The organism is Dyadobacter sandarakinus, assembly GCF_016894445.1.
In the GTDB taxonomy this organism is placed as follows: Bacteria; Bacteroidota; Bacteroidia; order Cytophagales; family Spirosomataceae; genus Dyadobacter; species Dyadobacter sandarakinus.
Map to the genome: position 1 here is coordinate 4,352,762 of NZ_CP056775.1, position 18,686 is coordinate 4,371,447.

General features: G+C 44.5%; 19 protein-coding genes. 8 read left to right on the plus strand and 11 right to left on the minus strand.

The window, feature by feature from the left end; translation table 11 throughout:
* The 6 genes from HWI92_RS17610 to HWI92_RS17635 form a co-directional block, all read right to left on the minus strand.
* The gene (locus HWI92_RS17610; RefSeq protein WP_229248232.1) at positions 1-1,725 is read right to left on the minus strand and encodes a tetratricopeptide repeat protein; all 1,725 of its coding nucleotides are present in this window, start codon (positions 1,723-1,725) and stop codon (positions 1-3) included.
* Between the two features lie 93 nt (positions 1,726-1,818).
* The gene (locus HWI92_RS17615; RefSeq protein ID WP_204657708.1) at positions 1,819-2,775 is read right to left on the minus strand and encodes a substrate-binding domain-containing protein; all 957 of its coding nucleotides are present in this window, start codon (positions 2,773-2,775) and stop codon (positions 1,819-1,821) included.
* A gap of 218 nt (positions 2,776-2,993) precedes the next feature.
* Entirely contained in the window at positions 2,994-3,818 is an 825-nt protein-coding gene (locus tag HWI92_RS17620; protein WP_204657710.1) for an energy transducer TonB, read from the minus strand.
* Between the two features lie 26 nt (positions 3,819-3,844).
* Entirely contained in the window at positions 3,845-4,420 is a 576-nt protein-coding gene (locus HWI92_RS17625) for an ExbD/TolR family protein (protein WP_204657712.1), read from the minus strand.
* Between the two features lie 25 nt (positions 4,421-4,445).
* Positions 4,446-5,060, minus strand: coding sequence for an ExbD/TolR family protein (locus HWI92_RS17630; protein ID WP_204657714.1), 615 nt, complete (start codon positions 5,058-5,060; stop codon positions 4,446-4,448).
* Between the two features lie 63 nt (positions 5,061-5,123).
* The gene (locus HWI92_RS17635) at positions 5,124-5,963 is read right to left on the minus strand and encodes a MotA/TolQ/ExbB proton channel family protein (RefSeq protein ID WP_204657716.1); all 840 of its coding nucleotides are present in this window, start codon (positions 5,961-5,963) and stop codon (positions 5,124-5,126) included.
* Positions 5,964-6,488: 525 nt separating this feature from the next.
* Between HWI92_RS17635 and gatC the strand changes: the two genes are divergently transcribed.
* Positions 6,489-6,776, plus strand: a complete 288-nt coding sequence (gene gatC, locus HWI92_RS17640) for an Asp-tRNA(Asn)/Glu-tRNA(Gln) amidotransferase subunit GatC (protein ID WP_204657718.1) — start codon at positions 6,489-6,491, stop codon at positions 6,774-6,776.
* Between the two features lie 7 nt (positions 6,777-6,783).
* Here gatC and HWI92_RS17645 read toward each other — a convergent pair whose 3' ends face one another.
* From HWI92_RS17645 to ruvX, 3 genes are read right to left on the minus strand one after another with little or no spacing between them, the layout of a single operon-like run.
* On the minus strand, positions 6,784-7,578 hold the full coding sequence (locus tag HWI92_RS17645; RefSeq protein ID WP_204657720.1) for an amidohydrolase: 795 nt from the start codon (positions 7,576-7,578) through the stop codon (positions 6,784-6,786).
* A gap of 17 nt (positions 7,579-7,595) precedes the next feature.
* Complete coding sequence (def, locus tag HWI92_RS17650; RefSeq protein WP_204657722.1) at positions 7,596-8,180, minus strand: peptide deformylase; 585 nt, start codon at positions 8,178-8,180, stop codon at positions 7,596-7,598.
* Between the two features lie 42 nt (positions 8,181-8,222).
* A complete protein-coding gene (gene ruvX / locus HWI92_RS17655; protein WP_204657724.1) occupies positions 8,223-8,636 on the minus strand; it encodes a Holliday junction resolvase RuvX in 414 nt (137 codons plus the stop codon).
* 123 nt (positions 8,637-8,759) lie between these two features.
* Between ruvX and recJ the strand changes: the two genes are divergently transcribed.
* The gene (gene recJ, locus HWI92_RS17660; RefSeq protein WP_204657726.1) at positions 8,760-10,496 is read left to right on the plus strand and encodes a single-stranded-DNA-specific exonuclease RecJ; all 1,737 of its coding nucleotides are present in this window, start codon (positions 8,760-8,762) and stop codon (positions 10,494-10,496) included.
* Positions 10,493-11,224, plus strand: a complete 732-nt coding sequence (gene lptB / locus HWI92_RS17665) for an LPS export ABC transporter ATP-binding protein (RefSeq protein ID WP_204657728.1) — start codon at positions 10,493-10,495, stop codon at positions 11,222-11,224. Before recJ ends, lptB begins: the two co-directional genes overlap by 4 nt.
* A gap of 341 nt (positions 11,225-11,565) precedes the next feature.
* On the opposite strand, the gene HWI92_RS17670 is transcribed toward lptB, so the two are convergent.
* Together HWI92_RS17670 and recO are read right to left on the minus strand one after the other, a co-directional pair.
* Complete coding sequence (locus tag HWI92_RS17670; RefSeq protein WP_204657730.1) at positions 11,566-12,264, minus strand: DUF4488 domain-containing protein; 699 nt, start codon at positions 12,262-12,264, stop codon at positions 11,566-11,568.
* 89 nt (positions 12,265-12,353) lie between these two features.
* Positions 12,354-13,049, minus strand: coding sequence for a DNA repair protein RecO (gene recO / locus HWI92_RS17675; RefSeq protein WP_204657733.1), 696 nt, complete (start codon positions 13,047-13,049; stop codon positions 12,354-12,356).
* Positions 13,050-13,359: 310 nt separating this feature from the next.
* Between recO and HWI92_RS17680 the strand changes: the two genes are divergently transcribed.
* From HWI92_RS17680 to HWI92_RS17700, 5 genes are all read left to right on the plus strand, one after another.
* Positions 13,360-15,252: an amidophosphoribosyltransferase gene (locus tag HWI92_RS17680; protein ID WP_204657735.1), complete on the plus strand. Its 1,893-nt coding sequence runs from the start codon at positions 13,360-13,362 to the stop codon at positions 15,250-15,252.
* A gap of 127 nt (positions 15,253-15,379) precedes the next feature.
* On the plus strand, positions 15,380-15,628 hold the full coding sequence (locus tag HWI92_RS17685; RefSeq protein WP_204657737.1) for a hypothetical protein: 249 nt from the start codon (positions 15,380-15,382) through the stop codon (positions 15,626-15,628).
* Positions 15,629-15,647: 19 nt separating this feature from the next.
* Positions 15,648-16,382, plus strand: a complete 735-nt coding sequence (locus tag HWI92_RS17690) for a class I SAM-dependent methyltransferase (RefSeq protein ID WP_204657739.1) — start codon at positions 15,648-15,650, stop codon at positions 16,380-16,382.
* A gap of 132 nt (positions 16,383-16,514) precedes the next feature.
* A complete protein-coding gene (locus HWI92_RS17695) occupies positions 16,515-16,709 on the plus strand; it encodes a hypothetical protein (RefSeq protein WP_204657741.1) in 195 nt (64 codons plus the stop codon).
* Positions 16,710-17,109: 400 nt separating this feature from the next.
* The gene (locus HWI92_RS17700) at positions 17,110-18,633 is read left to right on the plus strand and encodes a DUF6973 domain-containing protein (RefSeq protein WP_204657743.1); all 1,524 of its coding nucleotides are present in this window, start codon (positions 17,110-17,112) and stop codon (positions 18,631-18,633) included.
* Positions 18,634-18,686: the final 53 nt, after the last annotated feature.

Below are 18,686 nucleotides of genomic sequence, written 5' to 3' on the forward strand. Positions count from 1 at the left end.
TTATTGCTTTTTAGGAGCTGTTTTTCCACCTGCTGCCGGAGCAATGGCAATGCCGAGAGCTTCTTTGGCAGTAGCGTTATCGGGATCAATCTTCAAGAGTTTCTCCCAATACTCCTTCGCTTTTGCATTGTCAGACAATGTGTTCTGGCTGTATAATGCCAGGTAATTGTATGCAATTTTAAGATAGTTTTTGTACTTGGAAGGATCAGGATCCTTTTCTGCAAGCTCAATCAGTTTTTGATAATGCGGAGCAGAAATTCCTTTTTCCACATTTTCCGTACGATCATATGCATTGTAAAGCGAGCTGGCTCTCCAGTAGTATCCGTAAGGCCAGTCAGGCAACTTTTGCGTCACAGTTGTGAAAATCGAATCCGACTTCATGTACAGTGCCTTCTTATTGTTTGCAATAGTTGCACTATCAGCAAAATTAGCATCTGCTGCACCAGGTGCCGTAATGGAACCTGCATACTGGAAATTTGCAAGACCCTCGTAGTAGTAGTCGTTTGCTGTTGCTTTTGCAGTATCAAGTGCAATTCCCTTTTCGTAGGCAGTAGCAGCATTCTGGTAATCTTTCGCAGCATAGAAAAGTCCGCCAAGTTCTTTGTAAGTCGCAGCAGCTTCTGTTTTGCTGGTATCCATATCAGCACCTTTCATGATGTACGACATACCTGTTGAATCGTAGCCAGTACCTGTAGTTGCTTTCTGATTGTAAGCGCGGCCCAGGTACTTGTAGTCATCTCCGATAACTTTGTCAGGAGCAACTTTAATAAATTCATTCAGGTTTTGGATTGCCTGATCAGGTTGGTTAGTCTTGAAGTAAGACCATCCGTACATACGCAGTGTGATCGGATTGTTGATCTTTCCTTTAATGTCTTCCAGCAACTGCAGTGATTTTGCATAATCATCAGCTGTGAAGGCAAACTGCGCAGCACGCAACTTCATCTCAGGATCAGTAGTTCCGCTTTTCTGGATATACAAATCGAAGTTTTCAGCAGCCTGCTTGTATTTCTGAGCGAAGAAGTAAAGTTCTGCCAGGTCTTTGTAAGCCGGAGCGAAGTTTGCATCTGCTTCTATCGCTTTTTTGTAGTTTTCAAGAGCAAGGTTGTAGTTTTTACCGCGCAGGTAAATCTGGCCAATGCTGTTATAAGCTACCGGGTAGTTCGGTTTTGCAGTCAATGCATATTCATATGCAGTTGCAGCAGGTCCGCCTTCATTACGCAGCATCAATGCATCACCTTTCGCGATATATGCATCAGCAAGGTCTTTGTCTCTTTTTACCGCCAGGTCCAGAAGACGAATTGCTTCGGCGGGGTCATTTTGTTTTTCAAACAATGTGTAAGCCTCACCTATTCTGAACAATACTTCGGCATCTTTACCTTTTTTCTTCTCTGCCTGATCAAACAGTTCTTTCGCTTTGGTACGATCACCCTTACCTAATGCTACTGTTCCAAGACCAACCTGATTCAAATATGACTTGTCATCTATAGTCAGGCCTTTTTCAAAAGCTTTTTGTGCTTCGTCAAGCTGGTTTGTTTTCAAGTAGTAGTATCCGAGATAATATTGGTTATCCGCTGAATTACTACTTTCTGCCAGTTTTTTGAAAAGTTCTCCTGCTTCATTGTAACGCTCTCCGTGTATCAATGCAAGACCGTCCTGGACAGTCTGTGCCTGCACGCCGACGAACGCCAGAAGGCCAAATACAAATGCTGCTAACTTCAATTTCATGTTTCTGTTCATTTTTTACCCGGTTAAAATAATGATAAAAAATTTGGCTTTTCAATAACAAACTCCAAATCTGTTCAAATTGTCTTTAGTTACTTAAAAATCCTTGCCTGTCGTAATTTCCAGCTCTCTCGGATAAGGCACAGTTGGCAAAAGTCCCATTTTTTGGATAATAAGTCCTCCTACATCACGGGCAATATACGTCATCAAGCCTCCTCCCAACCCTGAATAACCTTCTCTGCTGATGATGTACAGATCACGGTAGAGCGGGTATCTTTTAAATTCAAGACCGCTTTGAAACGGCTGAATATAATCACTTATTGAGTCAGGGTTCATTTTTTTTGAAACACCCATCACGCGTATGTCCTTGGATAATTCCTGAGACGACAATGAATTACCATCGCTGATCCAGTTGACACCGATAAAACCTAAATGCAGCGGATTGCTCCTGACATCAGTAATTACCTTCTCATTTGAACCTGCTGCAATTATCCGCAGTTTGCTGATGTCTTTTACCCCAAATTTATTCAGAACGTAGTTGAGGTTGCTCGCATTGGCGTTATCAAACACGAGGGTAATTGCCCCTTGCTGATTTCCGCCTTTCAATTGTGACCAATCTGTAATCTTGCCCTGGATAATTCCTGCAACTTCCGACATGGTGATCAGGGTATCTGAATTGGCTTTCCCAACCACCAGCGCAAGACCATCCGTAGCTATATGCTGGAAGCGGTGTGATCCTTTTTGCTGCTTGATAATATCCTGCTCCTTCTCATTCAGCTGACGTGTGGCAAATATGATTCGGGCACTATCCTGCAGTAACTGCCGGATTGCTTCCTGCTCAGGCTTGTAATCCACTACAAAATGTGCATCCGGGTATATCCCTTCGTACGCTTTGGTAAGAGAATTTACCAAGGGCTCAAAGGACTCGTCAGAAGCTATCGTTATTGTACCATTTCTAGGATTGTCAAGCTGGTCGGAAGATGGATTACAACCCAAAAAGCCAGCCGCGCCAAGTAACAATCCAAGGCTCGTGCCTACTACCCGGAAGTTCATAATTCCCTGTTTCGTTTACGCCAGACCCTATATCCTCGGTAGGCCCCATACAAAATAAGTATGCCAGCAAATGCTAACCTGGGTGCACTACCAACAGGTAACATTCTAAAAGACAAGGAGGAGAAGATCAAAAAGACCCCTCCTCCAATGTATGTCAGAGCCATTAACACCGAGGTAAGATCACCGATCTTCTCATGCAATGGTTTCTCCCTCATTTGTTACTCCAGCTGGAAGTTGATTGGCAGGTTATATTTAACACGAACCGCACGTCCCGACTGCTTACCTGGCTTCCATTTTGGCATTGCTTTCACAACGCGGATTGCCTCTTCATCACAGCCGAAACCAAGTCCTTTCAATACAGCAACATCCTGGATACTTCCGTCAGTGTTTACAACGAAGGTCATGAAAACCCTGCCTGAAACGTTTGCACGAGAAGCCGCACTCGGGTACTTGATGTTTTTACTAAGATACTTGTACATCTCAGTAGTACCTCCTGGGAATTCAGGCTGCTGCTCAACCACTGTAAATACCTTCTCGGGCTCTGGTGCCGCTTCAACTACTGTTCCTTTGCTTGGCGCAGCCACAGCTTCGGGTGCTACAATAATCTCGTTGGCATTAGGATCACCTTCAATGGTCTTGTCGGCAACTACTGCTTCCTTGATCTCCTCAACAGTTGGCGGAGGAGTCTCTTCCGGTACTTCTTCATCTTTCTTAACCTCGGGAGGCAAGAACTTTACAGTATTCACCTTAGGCTGCTCCACGGGTGGTGGCGGCGGCGGAGGTGGTTCAGCTGGGTCAATGGGCGGCGGCGGGATGTTCATCAAGTCTACCTCTACCATCACATCTTCTTTTTCCTGACCTGCTGTCAACTTGTTGATGATTGACGGCGTAAACATTGCCAGGACAAAAAGAGCAGCTCCGATCAGTGTAGCCTTGGTGACATCAGCACGATATCCTTTACGGAGTTCGAACGCACCGTACGCCTTATTTCGATTGGCAAACACTATATCATCTAGCGTTGCATTCGGGCCTAACTCTGCCATGGTGCTAATTTTTTAACTGATTAAACTTAATTTTTAGGTTTGATACGATCACCTAAAATCTTCTTTTCAGAATCTGTCAGGTTATCTACCAATGCATAACGCTTAGACTTGGTAATTGCCATTTCATCCAAGACATCCACCATGTTCTTATAGGTAGATACTGGTGTTGGCTTAATTACTACAACGAAAGCATCATTTCCTTTTTCATCTTTCGGATTAGCTGCATTAATGCGCTTCTGCGAGGAGAAGATTACATTTCTCAAATCATACCCGTAGCGGGTTGTCTTGAGAGAACTCTCCGCTTTGTCGTCATCAGCTGCTACACCATCGAGATAGTAAACGTTATCATTTTCACCCATGAACAGGGTCAAAACTTTAGACGCTTTCAGTGGCTCAGTCTCTTCCTTTTCTTCCGTCTTGTCAGGCACAGCCAGTGACATGGAAGTAGGTTTTGACATAGTTGTCGCAAGCATGAAAAAAGTAATAAGCAAAAATCCCAGGTCCACCATCGGGGTCATGTCCACACGGGTGGACATTTTCTTACCGCGAACCTTACCATCACCTTTACCATGCCCACCACCGGATTCTTCAATTGCTGCCATTTCTTCTGATTGTTAAATAATAACATTAATTGTTTGAGTAACCGGCAGGAGCCTGTTCGCTGCCTGTAATCAGGTTGAACTTGTTAATGTTCTGTGATTGCAGGTTAGCCAGTACATCCTTAAACGCAGGGAACTTCGCAACGTTGTCCCCTTTCAATGCAATACGCAAGCCGCTGTCTGCTTTCCGGGCTGCATAAACCCAGTCTGCCAATTCGCTGGCACCTGTTGAATCAACAGGAATACCCGGCTGCTTTACCTGGCTCATTTGGTCTTTCGGCATGTTGAGCCATGCTTTTAACTGGTTCAAAGGAAAACCAAAGCTGGACTGGATCGCAAATTTTGCCTTTTCAGTGTCTGTAAAGGTTACTCCTTTTGCTTGTCCGATATTCTCCAGCATTGCCGCCCGTACAGGCTGAGCATCCACGCCGAAGAAAACTTTGCCTTCCCGATCGATACTGATGATCATGATCTTATCATCGGGCACTTTGATCTGCGAAATAGATGTCGGAGTAGTAATTTCCGCATCATTCGACTTGAAAGTTGCCGTCATAATGAAGAACGTCAACAGCAGGAACGCCACGTCAGTCATCGCGGTCATATCCGTATGCGGAGCATGCTTCTTAGGCCTTACCTTTCCCATAATTCAAATATATAAGTTTTTTATATATTAACGAAACCTTACTATTAAATAGTTCACAAACTATTAATAATGTGCAGCAAAATTTGATTGAAGGCTCATGCCGATTTCATCAATGCTGTAAGTAAGGTCGTCAACACGGCTGTTGAGGTAAGCGTAAGAAATTGTCGCGATTGCAGAAGTACCGATACCAAGAGCGGTATTGATAAGGGCCTCAGAGATACCTGTTGCAAGTGCAGCAGAGTCAGGAGATCCGGAAGTACCCAATGCAGCAAACGCTTTGATCATACCGATTACCGTTCCAAGAAGGGCCAAGAGTGTAGATGCACCCGCCAGAGTTGCGATAATCGTCAGGTTTTTCTGAAGCATTGGAAGTTCAAGCGTTGTTGCTTCTTCAATCTCTTTCTGAAGAGCCGCCAGCTTTTGTTCTTTATCAAGAGCAGTTTCGGTAGTCAGCTGCTTGTATTTCAAAAGACCTGCTTTGATAACGTTACCAACTGATCCTTTTTGTTTGTCACACTCTCTGATCGCTTCTTCGATTTGATTTTTGTCAAGAAGACCTCTCAACTTACGAACGAATGCGTCGATGCTGCCTGAACCACTCGCTTTGTTCAAAGTGATCAGACGCTCGATTGTAAATGTTAATACGATAAGGAAACATGTCATCAAAATTGGTACGATAGGACCTCCTTTGTAAACGATTCCGTAGTAATCTCCATCGATCGGGCCTTTTGCGTGATCCCCATCCTTGAAGTGCTCAGGTGCACCAAGAACAAAAAGGTAAACACAAAGTGCAATTACAAATAGTAGAGGGATTACCAATGCCGGGTTCAAACCGCCTTTGCCTTTAGTTGCTGCCGCAGCAGGCTTTGCAGCTGGTGCCGGACTTGTAGCTTTCTTTTCCATCAGACTTACTTTTAAAGGTTAAATTGAGATTTTGGTTGTGAATTAAATAAAACTTTTGGTTAAAACTGGTTTTTGTAAAATAAAATTTTGATTGCTTTTTGGAGTATCGACTTCTACAAAAGTATGAGTTTTCCTTTTAAAAAAAAGCAAGCTTTTCGTCACATTTTTATCAGGAATTTTTGTCTGACCTTGGAGAAATTGTATATTTTTAAGATTGAACCTATTGAACCTTAGGACGGAACATATATTTTATACTGATTCATAAAGATATAGTTGTTCTTGCAAGCGTTTACAAAATTGTACTCTTTACACTTAATACATCCAGGGCCTTTTCCGGGACCGGAGTGCTGGTTCAAAATATTTCAGAATTCCCGGATAAAAGCAAATATTATTTTTCTCCTACTATCAGCCCTGACAACATTTTTAAATTTTCGCAGAGCAGCCCCTTCCGAGCATTCTTGCAAAAATGGAGTAAATTTGACTTTCAGATGTAGCAGTACGTTTAACTTAACCAATTCTTAACATATGAAAATCGACCAGGCATCGCTGGCCAGGATCGCTCATCTTGCACGCCTCAACATAGTTCCGTCGGAAGAGGCCTCACTGCTGAAAAGCATGGATTCGGTACTTACCTGGATGGAGCAGCTAAATGAAATTGATACTGAAGGCGTGGAGCCGCTCACTCATATACTCGATGAAGAAAACAAATGGCGCGAGGATATAAGCACAAACTTGCTCAGCAGGGAAGAGGCTCTCGGCAATGCACCAGCCCGTACTACATCTTACTTTAAAGTGCCGAAGGTAATCGAGTAGACCAAGGTCAGCGTTGAAGCTCAAACCCGTCGGCATCGGTTAATGCGGGAAATGCCAGCCTGTACTTGTCCAGGTCTTCCCGTGAAAGCCGGACAACTTTTTCGCCTTCGGCATCAGCCAGCATCAGTAATGGTTCACCAAGGTAATCGAGTGCAGCAGAATCACCCTGGTAATGGATCTGTTTTCCGTCAACACCTACCCTGTTTACCCCCAATACATAAGCCTGGTTCTCGATAGCCCGTGCCCTCAGGAGGGTATTCCAGGCATATGCCCGCTTTGCCGGCCAGTTGGCCACATAAACCAGTACGTCATAAGGGTCACTTGCATTGTTACGGCTCCATACCGGGAAGCGCAGGTCGTAACATACCAGCGGACAAATTCTCCAGAGCTTCCATTCTACAATAAGGCGCACATCACCGGGTGTGTAAGCCTCATTTTCTCCCCCCATCCTGAAAAGGTGACGCTTGTCGCTGAACTGAAACGAGCCGTCGGGCTTCATACAAACCAGCCTGTTGAAAAACTGGTCACCCTGCTTTGCCGCGAAGCTCCCGATTACCAGTGCCTGCTTCAACTCCGCCATCTGCCTCATCCACCGCGTCGTCGTAAAGTTCATCGGCTCCGCCACAGAAGTATTCATGGTGAATGCCGTATTGAACATTTCGGGCAGTACAATGACATCAACTTCATCCAGCGCACTGATTTTCTCTTCAAGATTGGCCAGGTTGGCAGTAACATCCTCCCAAACCAGATCTGTTTGAATCAGTGCAGCTGTTAATGTTGTAGTATCTGAAAGAGATGTCATGCAAGTCGGAGCTAAAACTATTTACGGGAAGAAAAACGCATTCTGTAATCCGCGTCTACATTGCCTTTGGAGATGTCGCTCAGTTTCTTTTTAATAAATTGCTTTTTGAGCGTAGGAAGATAATCCACAAACAGCTTACCTAATAAATGGTCATACTCATGCTGGATGATCCGGGCAGCCATGCCTGAATACTCCTCCTCATGCTCATTCCATTCAATATCACGGTAACGGATGCGTACGGTTTCGGGCCTGTATACATCGCCCCGGATGCCCGGAATGCTCAGGCAGCCTTCTTCAAATGCCCACTCCTCACCTACCTCTTCGAGTATTTCAGGATTGATAAAAGTCTTGCGGAAATCAGCCAGCGACAGATCCGGTTCGTCGTCATCCTCATCGTCTTTGCGACTGAAAGGAGTAGCGTCCACCACAAAAATCCGGATGTTTAACCCAATTTGCGGAGCGGCAAGCCCAACGCCGCTTGCTCCGTGCATGGTCTCGAACATGTCATCGGATAGTTTTTTCAAATCCATTTCGTCTTTCTCAATAAAGCGCGTTGGTTTTCTGAGTATGGGATCGCCGAAGGCTACAATAGGGTAAATCATAAAACTGAACTTGTTTGTACTAATTGTTAAAAAAAGGCCCGGCTACCGGCGTCCCTCCATGAAAGACTGTAATATAATGGTAGCGCTTACCTTATCAATATTGCCCTTGTCGCGCCGGTCGCTCTTGCTTGAACCGGCCGCAATCATAGACTGCAACGCCATGGAAGACGTAAAGCGTTCATCATGTGTATATATAGGTACATCCAGAAAGTTTTTTTCCAGCACCTTTATAAAGCTTCTGACGCGGGCTGCGTTTTCACTGTCACTGTTATCCAGCTTTCGTGGCATTCCTACAATAAATGCTTCTACCTGCTCCCGTGCTGTATACTTTTTCAGAAAATCGAGCAGCTGGTGTGTTGCTACGGTTTCAAGCGCTGTGGCAATGATCTGCAAGGGGTCCGTAACCGCAATTCCGGTGCGCTTTGAACCATAGTCGATAGCTAGAAGACGTGGCATTGCGTATTACGTTTGGTGAACAGACAGGCTGTAAAGATACTAGGTTTCCGATAGCTTTTTCCCGGCTGCCGGTGGATAATACATTTTGGCAGCAGCTAGCAATAATCCCTTTATCTTTGTCTTATGATCGAAAAACGCTGGACACACAAACCTTCATTCGCCGAAGAGCAGCAGCAGCTTGCCTTCGGACTTACCCAATCCCTGAACATCAGTCTGCCACTTGCTATGCTCCTTGTACAGCGTGGAATCTATGATTTTGAGCAGTCCAGGCAGTTTTTCAGACCTGAAATCGGGCATTTGCATGATCCTTACCTGATGAAGGACATGGATAAAGCAGTGAAGAGACTTTCGGACGCTATTCTGGCAGGTGAAAAAATCCTTGTTTATGGCGACTATGATGTGGATGGCACTACCTCTGTTGCGCTATTTTATGGATTTATAAAAAAATACCACGCAAACCTCGACTACTACATTCCGGACCGGTACGAAGAAGGTTACGGAGTTTCCTGGCAAAGCCTCGACTATGCTGAACAAAATGGCTTCACGCTGATTGTTACCCTCGATTGCGGCATTAAGTCTGTAGACAAGGTAGCGGCAGCAAAGGAACGCGGCATCGACTTTATTATCTGCGATCACCACCGCCCCGGCAATGAACTGCCACCCGCAGTAGCAGCACTTGATCCGAAAAGAGAAGACTGCGCCTATCCTTATAAAGAGCTTACCGGCTGCGGCGTGGGCTTCAAACTATTGCAGGCTTTTTGTCAGGAACATAATATTGATGAACTGGCCCTGTTTGAGTACCTCGACCTTGTTGTAGTCAGCATTGCTTCTGACATTGTGCCCATCACCGGTGAAAACCGCGTATTAGCCTATTACGGATTAAAGCAGCTCAATGCCTCACCCCGAACCGGCATCAAAGCTTTGATGCAGATTGCCGGCCTGAACGGTGTGCTGGACATTACCAACTGTGTTTTCGGGATTGGACCGCGCATCAATGCAGCCGGCCGGATCAAGCATGCACGGGAGGCTGTAAAGCTGCTGCTTTGTGAAGATGATGAAGAGGCAGCTGACTTTGCACTCGAAATCAACAAGCACAATACGGACCGCCGCACTTTCGACAGCAATATGACCGAGCAGGCATTGTTTATGATCGAAAATGACGCCTGGCTTTCATCGGCCAAAAGCACGGTTTTGTTCCGCGAGGACTGGCACAAAGGAGTGATCGGAATTGTGGCCAGCAGGTGCATTGAAAAATACCATCGTCCCACGATTATCCTGACCCAATCACACGGAAAAGCCGCAGGTTCAGCCAGGTCGGTACCTGGTTTTGATGTGTATGAAGCGATTGAAGAATGTGCTGACCTGCTTGAACAATATGGCGGCCATACCTTTGCAGCCGGACTTACCTTGCCCCTGGATAACCTGGAAGCATTCAAGACACGCTTTAATGAGATTGTGAGCAGCAAGATTCTGCCGGACCAGCTTATTCCCGTGATCGATATTGATATGCCGCTGGACCTGGAACACATCAGCCCCAAGTTCTACAATATACTTAGGCAAATGGGACCCTTTGGTCCCGGCAACATGACTCCGGTGTTTGAATCCAGGAATGTAATGCTGGCAGGAAAACCGGTGATTATGAAGGAAAAGCACATCAAGTTTGATGTGAAACAACAAAACTCTTCCATTTTCACCGCAGTCGGCTTTGGGCTCGCGCGTTTTTTCCCGGATCTTGTTAATGGAAAACCGTTTTCCATTTGTTACAGCCTAGAAGAAAATACATTTCGTGATAAAAAAACGTTACAACTTTCCCTGAAAGACATCAGGATTCATCACGTTCCCGAACAGCAGACCGCATGATTTTAAGAACCGAAAATCTCGTTAAAAAATACGGGGTACGTCTTGTCAATAATAATGTAAGTTACCAGGTAGAGCAGGGCGAGATCGTGGGGCTGCTCGGGCCTAATGGCGCAGGAAAAACTACTTCATTCTATATGGCAGTAGGGCTTGTAAAGCCTAATAGTGGTAAGGTTTATCTTGATAATACCGACATCACAAATCTGCCGATGTACAAACGTGCACGTCTCGGGCTGGGTTATCTGGCTCAGGAAGCTTCGGTATTCAGGACTCTGACTGTAGAGGAAAACCTGAAAGCGGTACTAGAAATGACTTCCCTGTCAAAAACCGAGCAGAAGGAAAAGGTAGAAGAGCTGATGGAAGAGTTTCACCTGACCCATGTGCGGAAAAGCAAGGGCATGGTGTTGTCGGGAGGAGAAAGGCGCCGTACGGAAATTGCGCGCTCATTGGCTGTAGATCCCAAGTTCATACTGCTGGATGAACCCTTTGCCGGCGTAGATCCTATTGCGGTCGAGGATATTCAGAGTATTGTTGCCAGGCTCAAACATAAAAACATCGGCATTCTCATTACGGACCACAATGTAAATGAGACACTTTCCATTACGGACAGGGCTTATCTGCTTTTTGAAGGAAAAATATTGAAACAAGGCAGTGCCGAGGAACTGGCAGAGGATGAAGTAGTACGCCGCGTATACCTGGGGCAGAACTTTGAACTGAAGAGAAAGATCTGAACCGGTGCGTAACATAGAAAAGGGAACGCTCTGCGGCATTCCCTCTCTTACAATTATTCACCATGAACTGTATTATTCAAACTCGTTCAGAGCTACTTTTTAGGGCATTTTTTACAATGTTTTCCCTTCTTCTTATACTTCTCGCAGCATTTCTTGAATATGCATTCCGAATTGTCGAGAAAGAATTTTACTGAGAAGTCCTGCTCAGTGACCGGCATACCCGGTTCAGTCAGTGAAAAAGCGCTCATTGAAATAATACGTTGATAAGGCAAATGTAGAACCTATTTAGAATCATTCAAAAAATAGCTTGAATTATTTTGAACAAATCTAAATAGATGCAGCTATATTTTTTCCCAGATCTCATGCACGGGTTTACCGCCGGTTCCTTTGCCTGTATGCTCCCACTTTCCATCTTCAAATTTGAAAGAGGCCTCTACGGATGAGCCTACACGATTGTTGTCCTTTGAGAAAAATTGAATATTCTCCTTGTATTTACCATCCTTGATCGTGTAGGTACCGCCACCAGTGGCATAAAATGCTTTTTTGGCCGGATCAATGGCGAACCATTGAAAGCGCGTTGCCGACAGCAGTTTTAATGTTTTACGGGTACCTTCCTCGTGAATGGGCGTAAGCTGACCATCACCATTGTCGCGGCGGGTAATGTGCCAGCTGCCGGCCATAGGAGCAGAAGCGGCATCGTCTACCTTCATCCAGACCATCGCCTCCTCGTACCGCAACGTCAGTATTCCTTCTTTCACAGTAACAGTGAATGTAACCGGTATACCAATTTTGTTGGTATCTGCTGAATTGAATTCCGGTGTATAAACCATCTGATCGCCTGTCATCGTAAAAGGGCCACCTTCTGCCCTTTCAAAATACTTATTACCGACACTGTAAGAAGCGATCACCAGATAATTGTCAGCCACAATGAGTGTAGAGGTACTGCCTGTGGGCTCCTGCGATTTCCAGGCTCCTTTGGGCACCTGTGAAAAGCCGAGCAGCGGCAGAAGCAGGCACAAGGTAAAAATCAGATTTTTCATGAAAAACAGATTGATGGTAAAGCGTGAACCATCAAAATTATGCCACCTTCATCAAATATGCATGATGGCTACTTCGCGCATTGAGCGGTTTATCTTAACACTTCTTTCAGTACCTCCAGGGATTTAATCTCCCCCAGCGAGTCCAGATGTATTTTATAAAAGAAAATAAGCATTTCCAGGATCCTTACCCTGCGAACCCGGTCCAGAGGAATGGACAAGCCGTAATAATGCGTTAAAAGTTCAGATATGGCATTTCGCTCAATTGTATCGGGCACTTGTGAGAAACGTCCTGCCACAAGCTCATTTTCCAGATCCTGAACCGTTTCGACCCCAAAACCCAGGTAAGACGCAAGCTGCATCAGAAATTGTATATGAAAGTTCTCGAACCCGGAATCCGCCTTGTCCAGGTACAGAACGGCGTCTTCGATAAACTGGAACAAAGGCACATTACTCTCCTCCTCCCGCAGCGACTTGCCCAGGATCTCGGTAATAAAAAGCGCCAGTCCTGACTTCACAATATCATACGGCAGGGTCAGAAAAGGTGCATAGCACTTCACTTCCGACAGCCTGTGAATGGTATCTTCCTTATTCTTATGGTAAACGACCATATCCAGCAAGGTAAGCGGCTGGTACAGAGCAATGCGGTTTCCCCTGGATTTGCTGCTCCTCACGCCATTTACAACGTAGGTCTGCATCCCGAATTCTTCGGTGTAAACACGCGCAATGATCGACGATTCGCGATATCGTATGTAGCTCAGTACAATTCCCCGGGTTTTAAACAGCATACGAATGATCGCTTTGGAATAAAAATAAGTACATTTAGACAGGCATAGTTCGGTTTACGCCTGGCATCATTTTGTGTTTTTCAATATAGCATGCAGATATTTTCGTGTAAAATCTGTACTGAAAACCTTTGTGCCGACGCCTGGTTTACTGTCTGGAAAATTAAGGCAAATTTGAAATTTTTTAAGTCTGATGATTTGTACCTTTGTACTCCCTGCGAACTAAACAAGCATGCAAATTCGTTAGGCTGGTATTCAGGAATACACTTTGCACAGTGGCAAACAAAAATATTTCTAACGCATTTCTCTTCCTATGAGCGACGCCATCAAGCATGAGTGCGGGATCGCACTTATCCGTCTTAGAAAGCCCTATCAATATTACATAGACAAGTACGAAACACCGCTCTACGCAGTGCACAAGTTGTCGGTAATGATGGAAAAACAAATTAACCGTGGGCAGGACGGTGCCGGAGTAGCCAACATCAAAATTGATGTTCCGCCTGGAAAACGCTATATCAGCCGGTACAGGTCCGTAGAAACCCAGCCACTTACTGACATTTTTTCAAAGATTCATAAGAAATTCCGCAAGGGTTTGAAAAACCACCGCGACCGTGCCAATGACGCCAAATGGCTGCAGGAAAACCTGGCTTTTACCGGCGAAGTATGGCTGGGACATTTGCGTTACGGTACCCACGGCTCCAATGAAGTGGAAAACTGCCATCCGATGCTGCGCCAAAGTAACTGGCGGAGCCGTAATCTGGTGATGGCGGGCAACTTCAACATGACCAATGTGGATGAGCTTTTTGGCAAGCTGGTGTCGCTTGGCCAGCATCCCAAAGAGAAAGTTGATACCGTAACCGTAATGGAAAAAATTGGACATTTCCTGGACGAAGAAAACCAGCGCGTGTTTGATCGGTTCAAAGGTATTTATGAAAATCCTACGCTTTCAGATGTCATTGAAGACAATCTCGACCTGCAGCGGATGCTTTACCGCTCATGCCGCGATTTTGATGGCGGATATGCCATGTGCGGACTTACGGGCTACGGTGCTTCCTTTGTAATCCGTGACCCAGCGGGTATCCGGCCTGCATTCTACTACGCAGATGATGAAGTGGTAGTGGTTGCATCGGAAAAACAGGCGATCAAAGCTGCATTTAATGTAGACTATAAGCAGATTCAGGAGATTACTCCCGGTTCAGCCCTGATAATCGACAAGCATGGTGAGTACAATGAGCTGCCGATTTTACCTAAACTGGAAAAACGTTCATGCAGTTTTGAGCGTATTTACTTTTCGCGGGGTACCGATCCGGATATCTATTACGAGCGGAAGCAGCTCGGCAAGCTGCTGATCCCGCAGATTTTGAAAGAGATCAACTACGATCTTGAAAATACCATCTTCTCCTACATTCCCAATACGGCCGAAACTGCCTTTTTGGGTATGATTGAAGGCTTGGAGGAATATCTTGCCAAAAAGCGGAAACAGGCGATCATGGAAGGGATCCTTTTCGAAGCCGACCTTGAACGGGTGCTTTCCTTCCGGCCGCGCATTGAAAAACTGGTAACCAAAGATGTAAAATCGCGCACTTTCATTACTGCCGATTCTTTGCGTGATGATATGGTTTCGAGCGTGTATGATACCACTTTTGAAGTTGTGCGTAAAAATGTGGATACGGTTGTGATCATTGACGACTCGATCGTACGTGGTACTACACTGGAAAAAAGCATTCTTACGATGCTGGACCGGCTGAAGCCGAAAAAGATCGTAGTAGCTTCGTCTGCTCCGCAAATTCGTTTTCCGGATTGTTATGGTATTGATATGTCGCGGATGAAAGATTTCGTTGCTTACCGCGCAGTGCTGAAACTTCTGGAAGAGCGCGATCTCGATCATTTGCTCGAAGATGTGTACATGCGCAGTGTAACGGCGATCGCTACGCAGAATGCCTACGATACCAACTACGTGAAGGCGCTTTACGAGCCATTTACAGATGAAGAAATTTCGGCAAAGATCGCTGAAATCATTCGCCCGAAAGATCTGGATGCAGAGCTTGCTGTTGTATTTCAAACCGTTGAAAACCTTCACAAAGCATGTCCGCAGCATCCCGGCGACTGGTACTTTACAGGAAACTACCCTACGCGCGGCGGAAATAAAGTAGTGAACAAAGCATTTACCAACTCTTACGAAGGCAAGCTGGAAAGAGCTTACTGATCAGAGCAATAAAAAATCAACGAGGCTGAGCATCAAGTTCAGCCTCTTTTTTTGCACATTTGTCAATGTTCGCCGGTTGTTCTGCGGCGATATTCACGAATTTTGTTCACCAATCAACCTGGCAGCTATGGAACAAGCTTCTTCTCCCCAGTACTTTGGTTTCCCGCAGAAACACGTCAGAGCCAGGAAAAAGCCACGGCCGGTTATTCAGTGGGTTATTCTCGTAGCCATACTCGTCCTCGCCATTTTTGAAGTTTACTGGTTTGTTTTCCGTAATCAGGATAACATTCCTCAACCCACACAAGTAGTGACGTATCTCGAAGTGCAGACTTATCAGATATTTCCTATAAATCATTTATGTACTTTCATGTTCTAAGAAAATATCTACAAAGACAATGCAGTTATCAAACAACATAAAAGACTCGTATTCAAATCAGTATGATGAAAGTTCAGTTAAATGGAGAAATACAGGTGCACGGTACAAGGCGCTCAATATAGTTGAATTATCAAAATCCATTCAGTTTAAAAGTGTTTTGGAAGTAGGTGCGGGTGAGGGAAGTATTTTAAAATGGCTATCAGAATGGGATTTTAGTAAAAATTTGAACTGCATTGAAATTTCAGAAAGTGGCATAGAACTTATTAAATCAAAAAAAATACAAAATCTGAATGACATATTGTTGTTCAATGGCTATCAGATTCCCTATCCTGATGATCATTTTGATCTGGTAATTTGCTCTCATGTCTTAGAACATGTCGAGCATGAGAGGATATTGCTCCGTGAAATCAAGCGCGTATCCAAGTATCAGATTTTTGAAGTTCCCATTGATTTCTCATTTTATGTTGATCGTAAATTAGATCATTTTCTTTCTTACGGACATATCAATATATATACACCATCATTATTCAGGTTTTTATTAAAATCTGAAAATTTCGAAATCATGAATGATATTAACTATTTCTATAATGATGAGGTGTTACAACTTATGCATAAAAAGAAAAACACCTCCTATTATATCATGAAATTGAAATTTGCTATTATTAAGACAATTCCTTTTTTAAAGGGAGTAAAACCAAGTTCCTATGCCGTACTTACTCATAAAACTGGCAAAAACCTTTCGATATTGAAATAACGTTGATCAGAGTAATAAAAAATCAACGAGGCTGAGCATCAGTTCAGCCTCTTTTTTTGCACATTTGTCAATGTTCGCCGATTGTTCTGCGGCGATATTCACGAATTTTGTTCACCAATCAACCTGGCAGCTATGGAACAAGCTTCTTCTCCCCAGTACTTTGGTTTCCCGCAGAAACACGTCAGAGCCAGGAAAAAGCCACGACCGGTTATTCAGTGGGTTATTCTGCTCATTATTCTTGGTCTGGCGGCGTTCGAAATCTACTGGCTGCTCATCCGGTCTTCTGACAACAAGTACCAGCCTACCCAGGTTGTTACAATGCTTTAAACTCCGCAAGCCGATCAATTGTTGATACAAGTCCCTCTACAATAAGCCAGTTGCACAGAATAAAACTGATTTGAATCTCGCATTCCTCGTATGTGATGATCCGAAGTTCATGTATGCCTGCTCATACTCAGAACTTCAATAAAAATAGCATAAGCCAAGTCGACATAATAAGACTAGGCACATCATACCAGTTGTATTCTCATCTCTATCAAATTTGGTTTTCCATTCAAAGGCAAGCATTTTCTGCTAATGCGAGCATAAAACTATTTTGCTATTTCACCTTTCGATAAGCCGCGAGTAGCCGCTCGTTCATTGCTTTCATCAGGGTTTGTGAAGTATAGGATCTTTAACGCTCCGCCTCCCAAAGAGGCTCGATGATCCATACTTACAACTTATTTCTATGAAGCAATTCTCTCCTTTCAGACCGGTTTCCGCTTACATTTTAGTTCTTATTGCATTTGCATTATCCATTTTCAACCAATCATGCCGCGATGATACGGACAACAAAGCTGCTCCCCAGCAAAGCGCCGCAAATAAGAATGCGGCAACGGAAAACAAGATGCTGAGCTACAATGAATTTCTTCAGCAAGTCAAAAACCTAAAAGACAAAGCGCTTTACAACCATTTCAGATTGAATGCGGAAGCAGGTTCCCGTACAAGCGAACTTCCCCTGTTTCCGATACGCACCTTACCCAGTACAACGGACAGTGTCCGGAAGATCACAGTTAATCAACACACGACCTACACCATTCCCGTATACCGGCGAGAACATACCGGCGAAGTGTTCCGGAACATCATTATAGATTCCTCAGATGCAGGTGTTAAGGCCTATCTCGCCTGGTATTTCCCTGACAAAAACTGGATCAAGGAATACAGGAGTAATCGCAAACGCAGCTTTTACGGAAGAGTGTTCCTGAGTGACTACGATGATATTCCATCCGACGCAAGATCCGGCGGAAGAGTAAACCTCCTCCCCGTTTGCACGTCCGTAATGGTATTATCAGAGACGATAGAACACTTGTGCTGCCATAACATGCAGCATGCTTCCTGTGCTTGTGCCGCTGGCAGTCAATATCATATCGAATATCTCTACAATACAGTAACTACTTGTATTGATACATACATCCCTCCATTTGGCGGAGGCACTGGTGGCAGTGGTGGTGGTGGCACAGTTCCCAATCCGGGTGGCGGTTATGACCCGTGTGACAACGGTAATTTACGGACCATGACTACCCCATGCAAACCAGCGCCACCTGCACCCACTCCGCCGGTGGCAGCCAATGCCAATGTAGCACCACTAATTAGTCTTGCGGCAGGAAAGGGGGTGACCTTTACACCTACGGAAGTTGCTGTATTAAATTCGCAAGGAGCAATTATGATAACCAAAATGAAAAACTTGCTATCGGCATATGGAGACATGGTTAAAAAAGACTTTGAAAGTTTAATCACAACACTTACTGGCTCCGCATTAACACCATCAGAAAAACAAGCACTAAATGCTTTGGCGGACAATTATGATCCATATAAGTTTCTAATGAGGCTAATGTATGCGTCCAATGCTTATGCTGCTGAAACAGCCACGCTGGCAAACTATAATTTATGTGGAGCAACATGCGGGAACTGTAAAGGAAATGCATTTAAGCATGCACTATTTCTGATTTACAATGCCGAAACTTTCACGCAGAATTCAGCAGTAGCACTTGCTTTCGCTCATGAAGAAGGGCAGGGAGGCAAGGATACAGAAATGGATTACAAGAACAATGCTGCGGGTAGTGCGATATTTACTGTATTTGGAAATACTGGAACACCATCAGAATGGATCTCACGTGTCAAAACGGCTGTAAATCAAGGAACTCACGGGTTTGTATTTGTTAAAAACAGTACTTTGGTAAGTACCAGTAATGTAGATCCAAATTGTCCCTAGAAGATAAAATCATTAACCTAAATATTAACTACTATCGATGATACGACTGATAT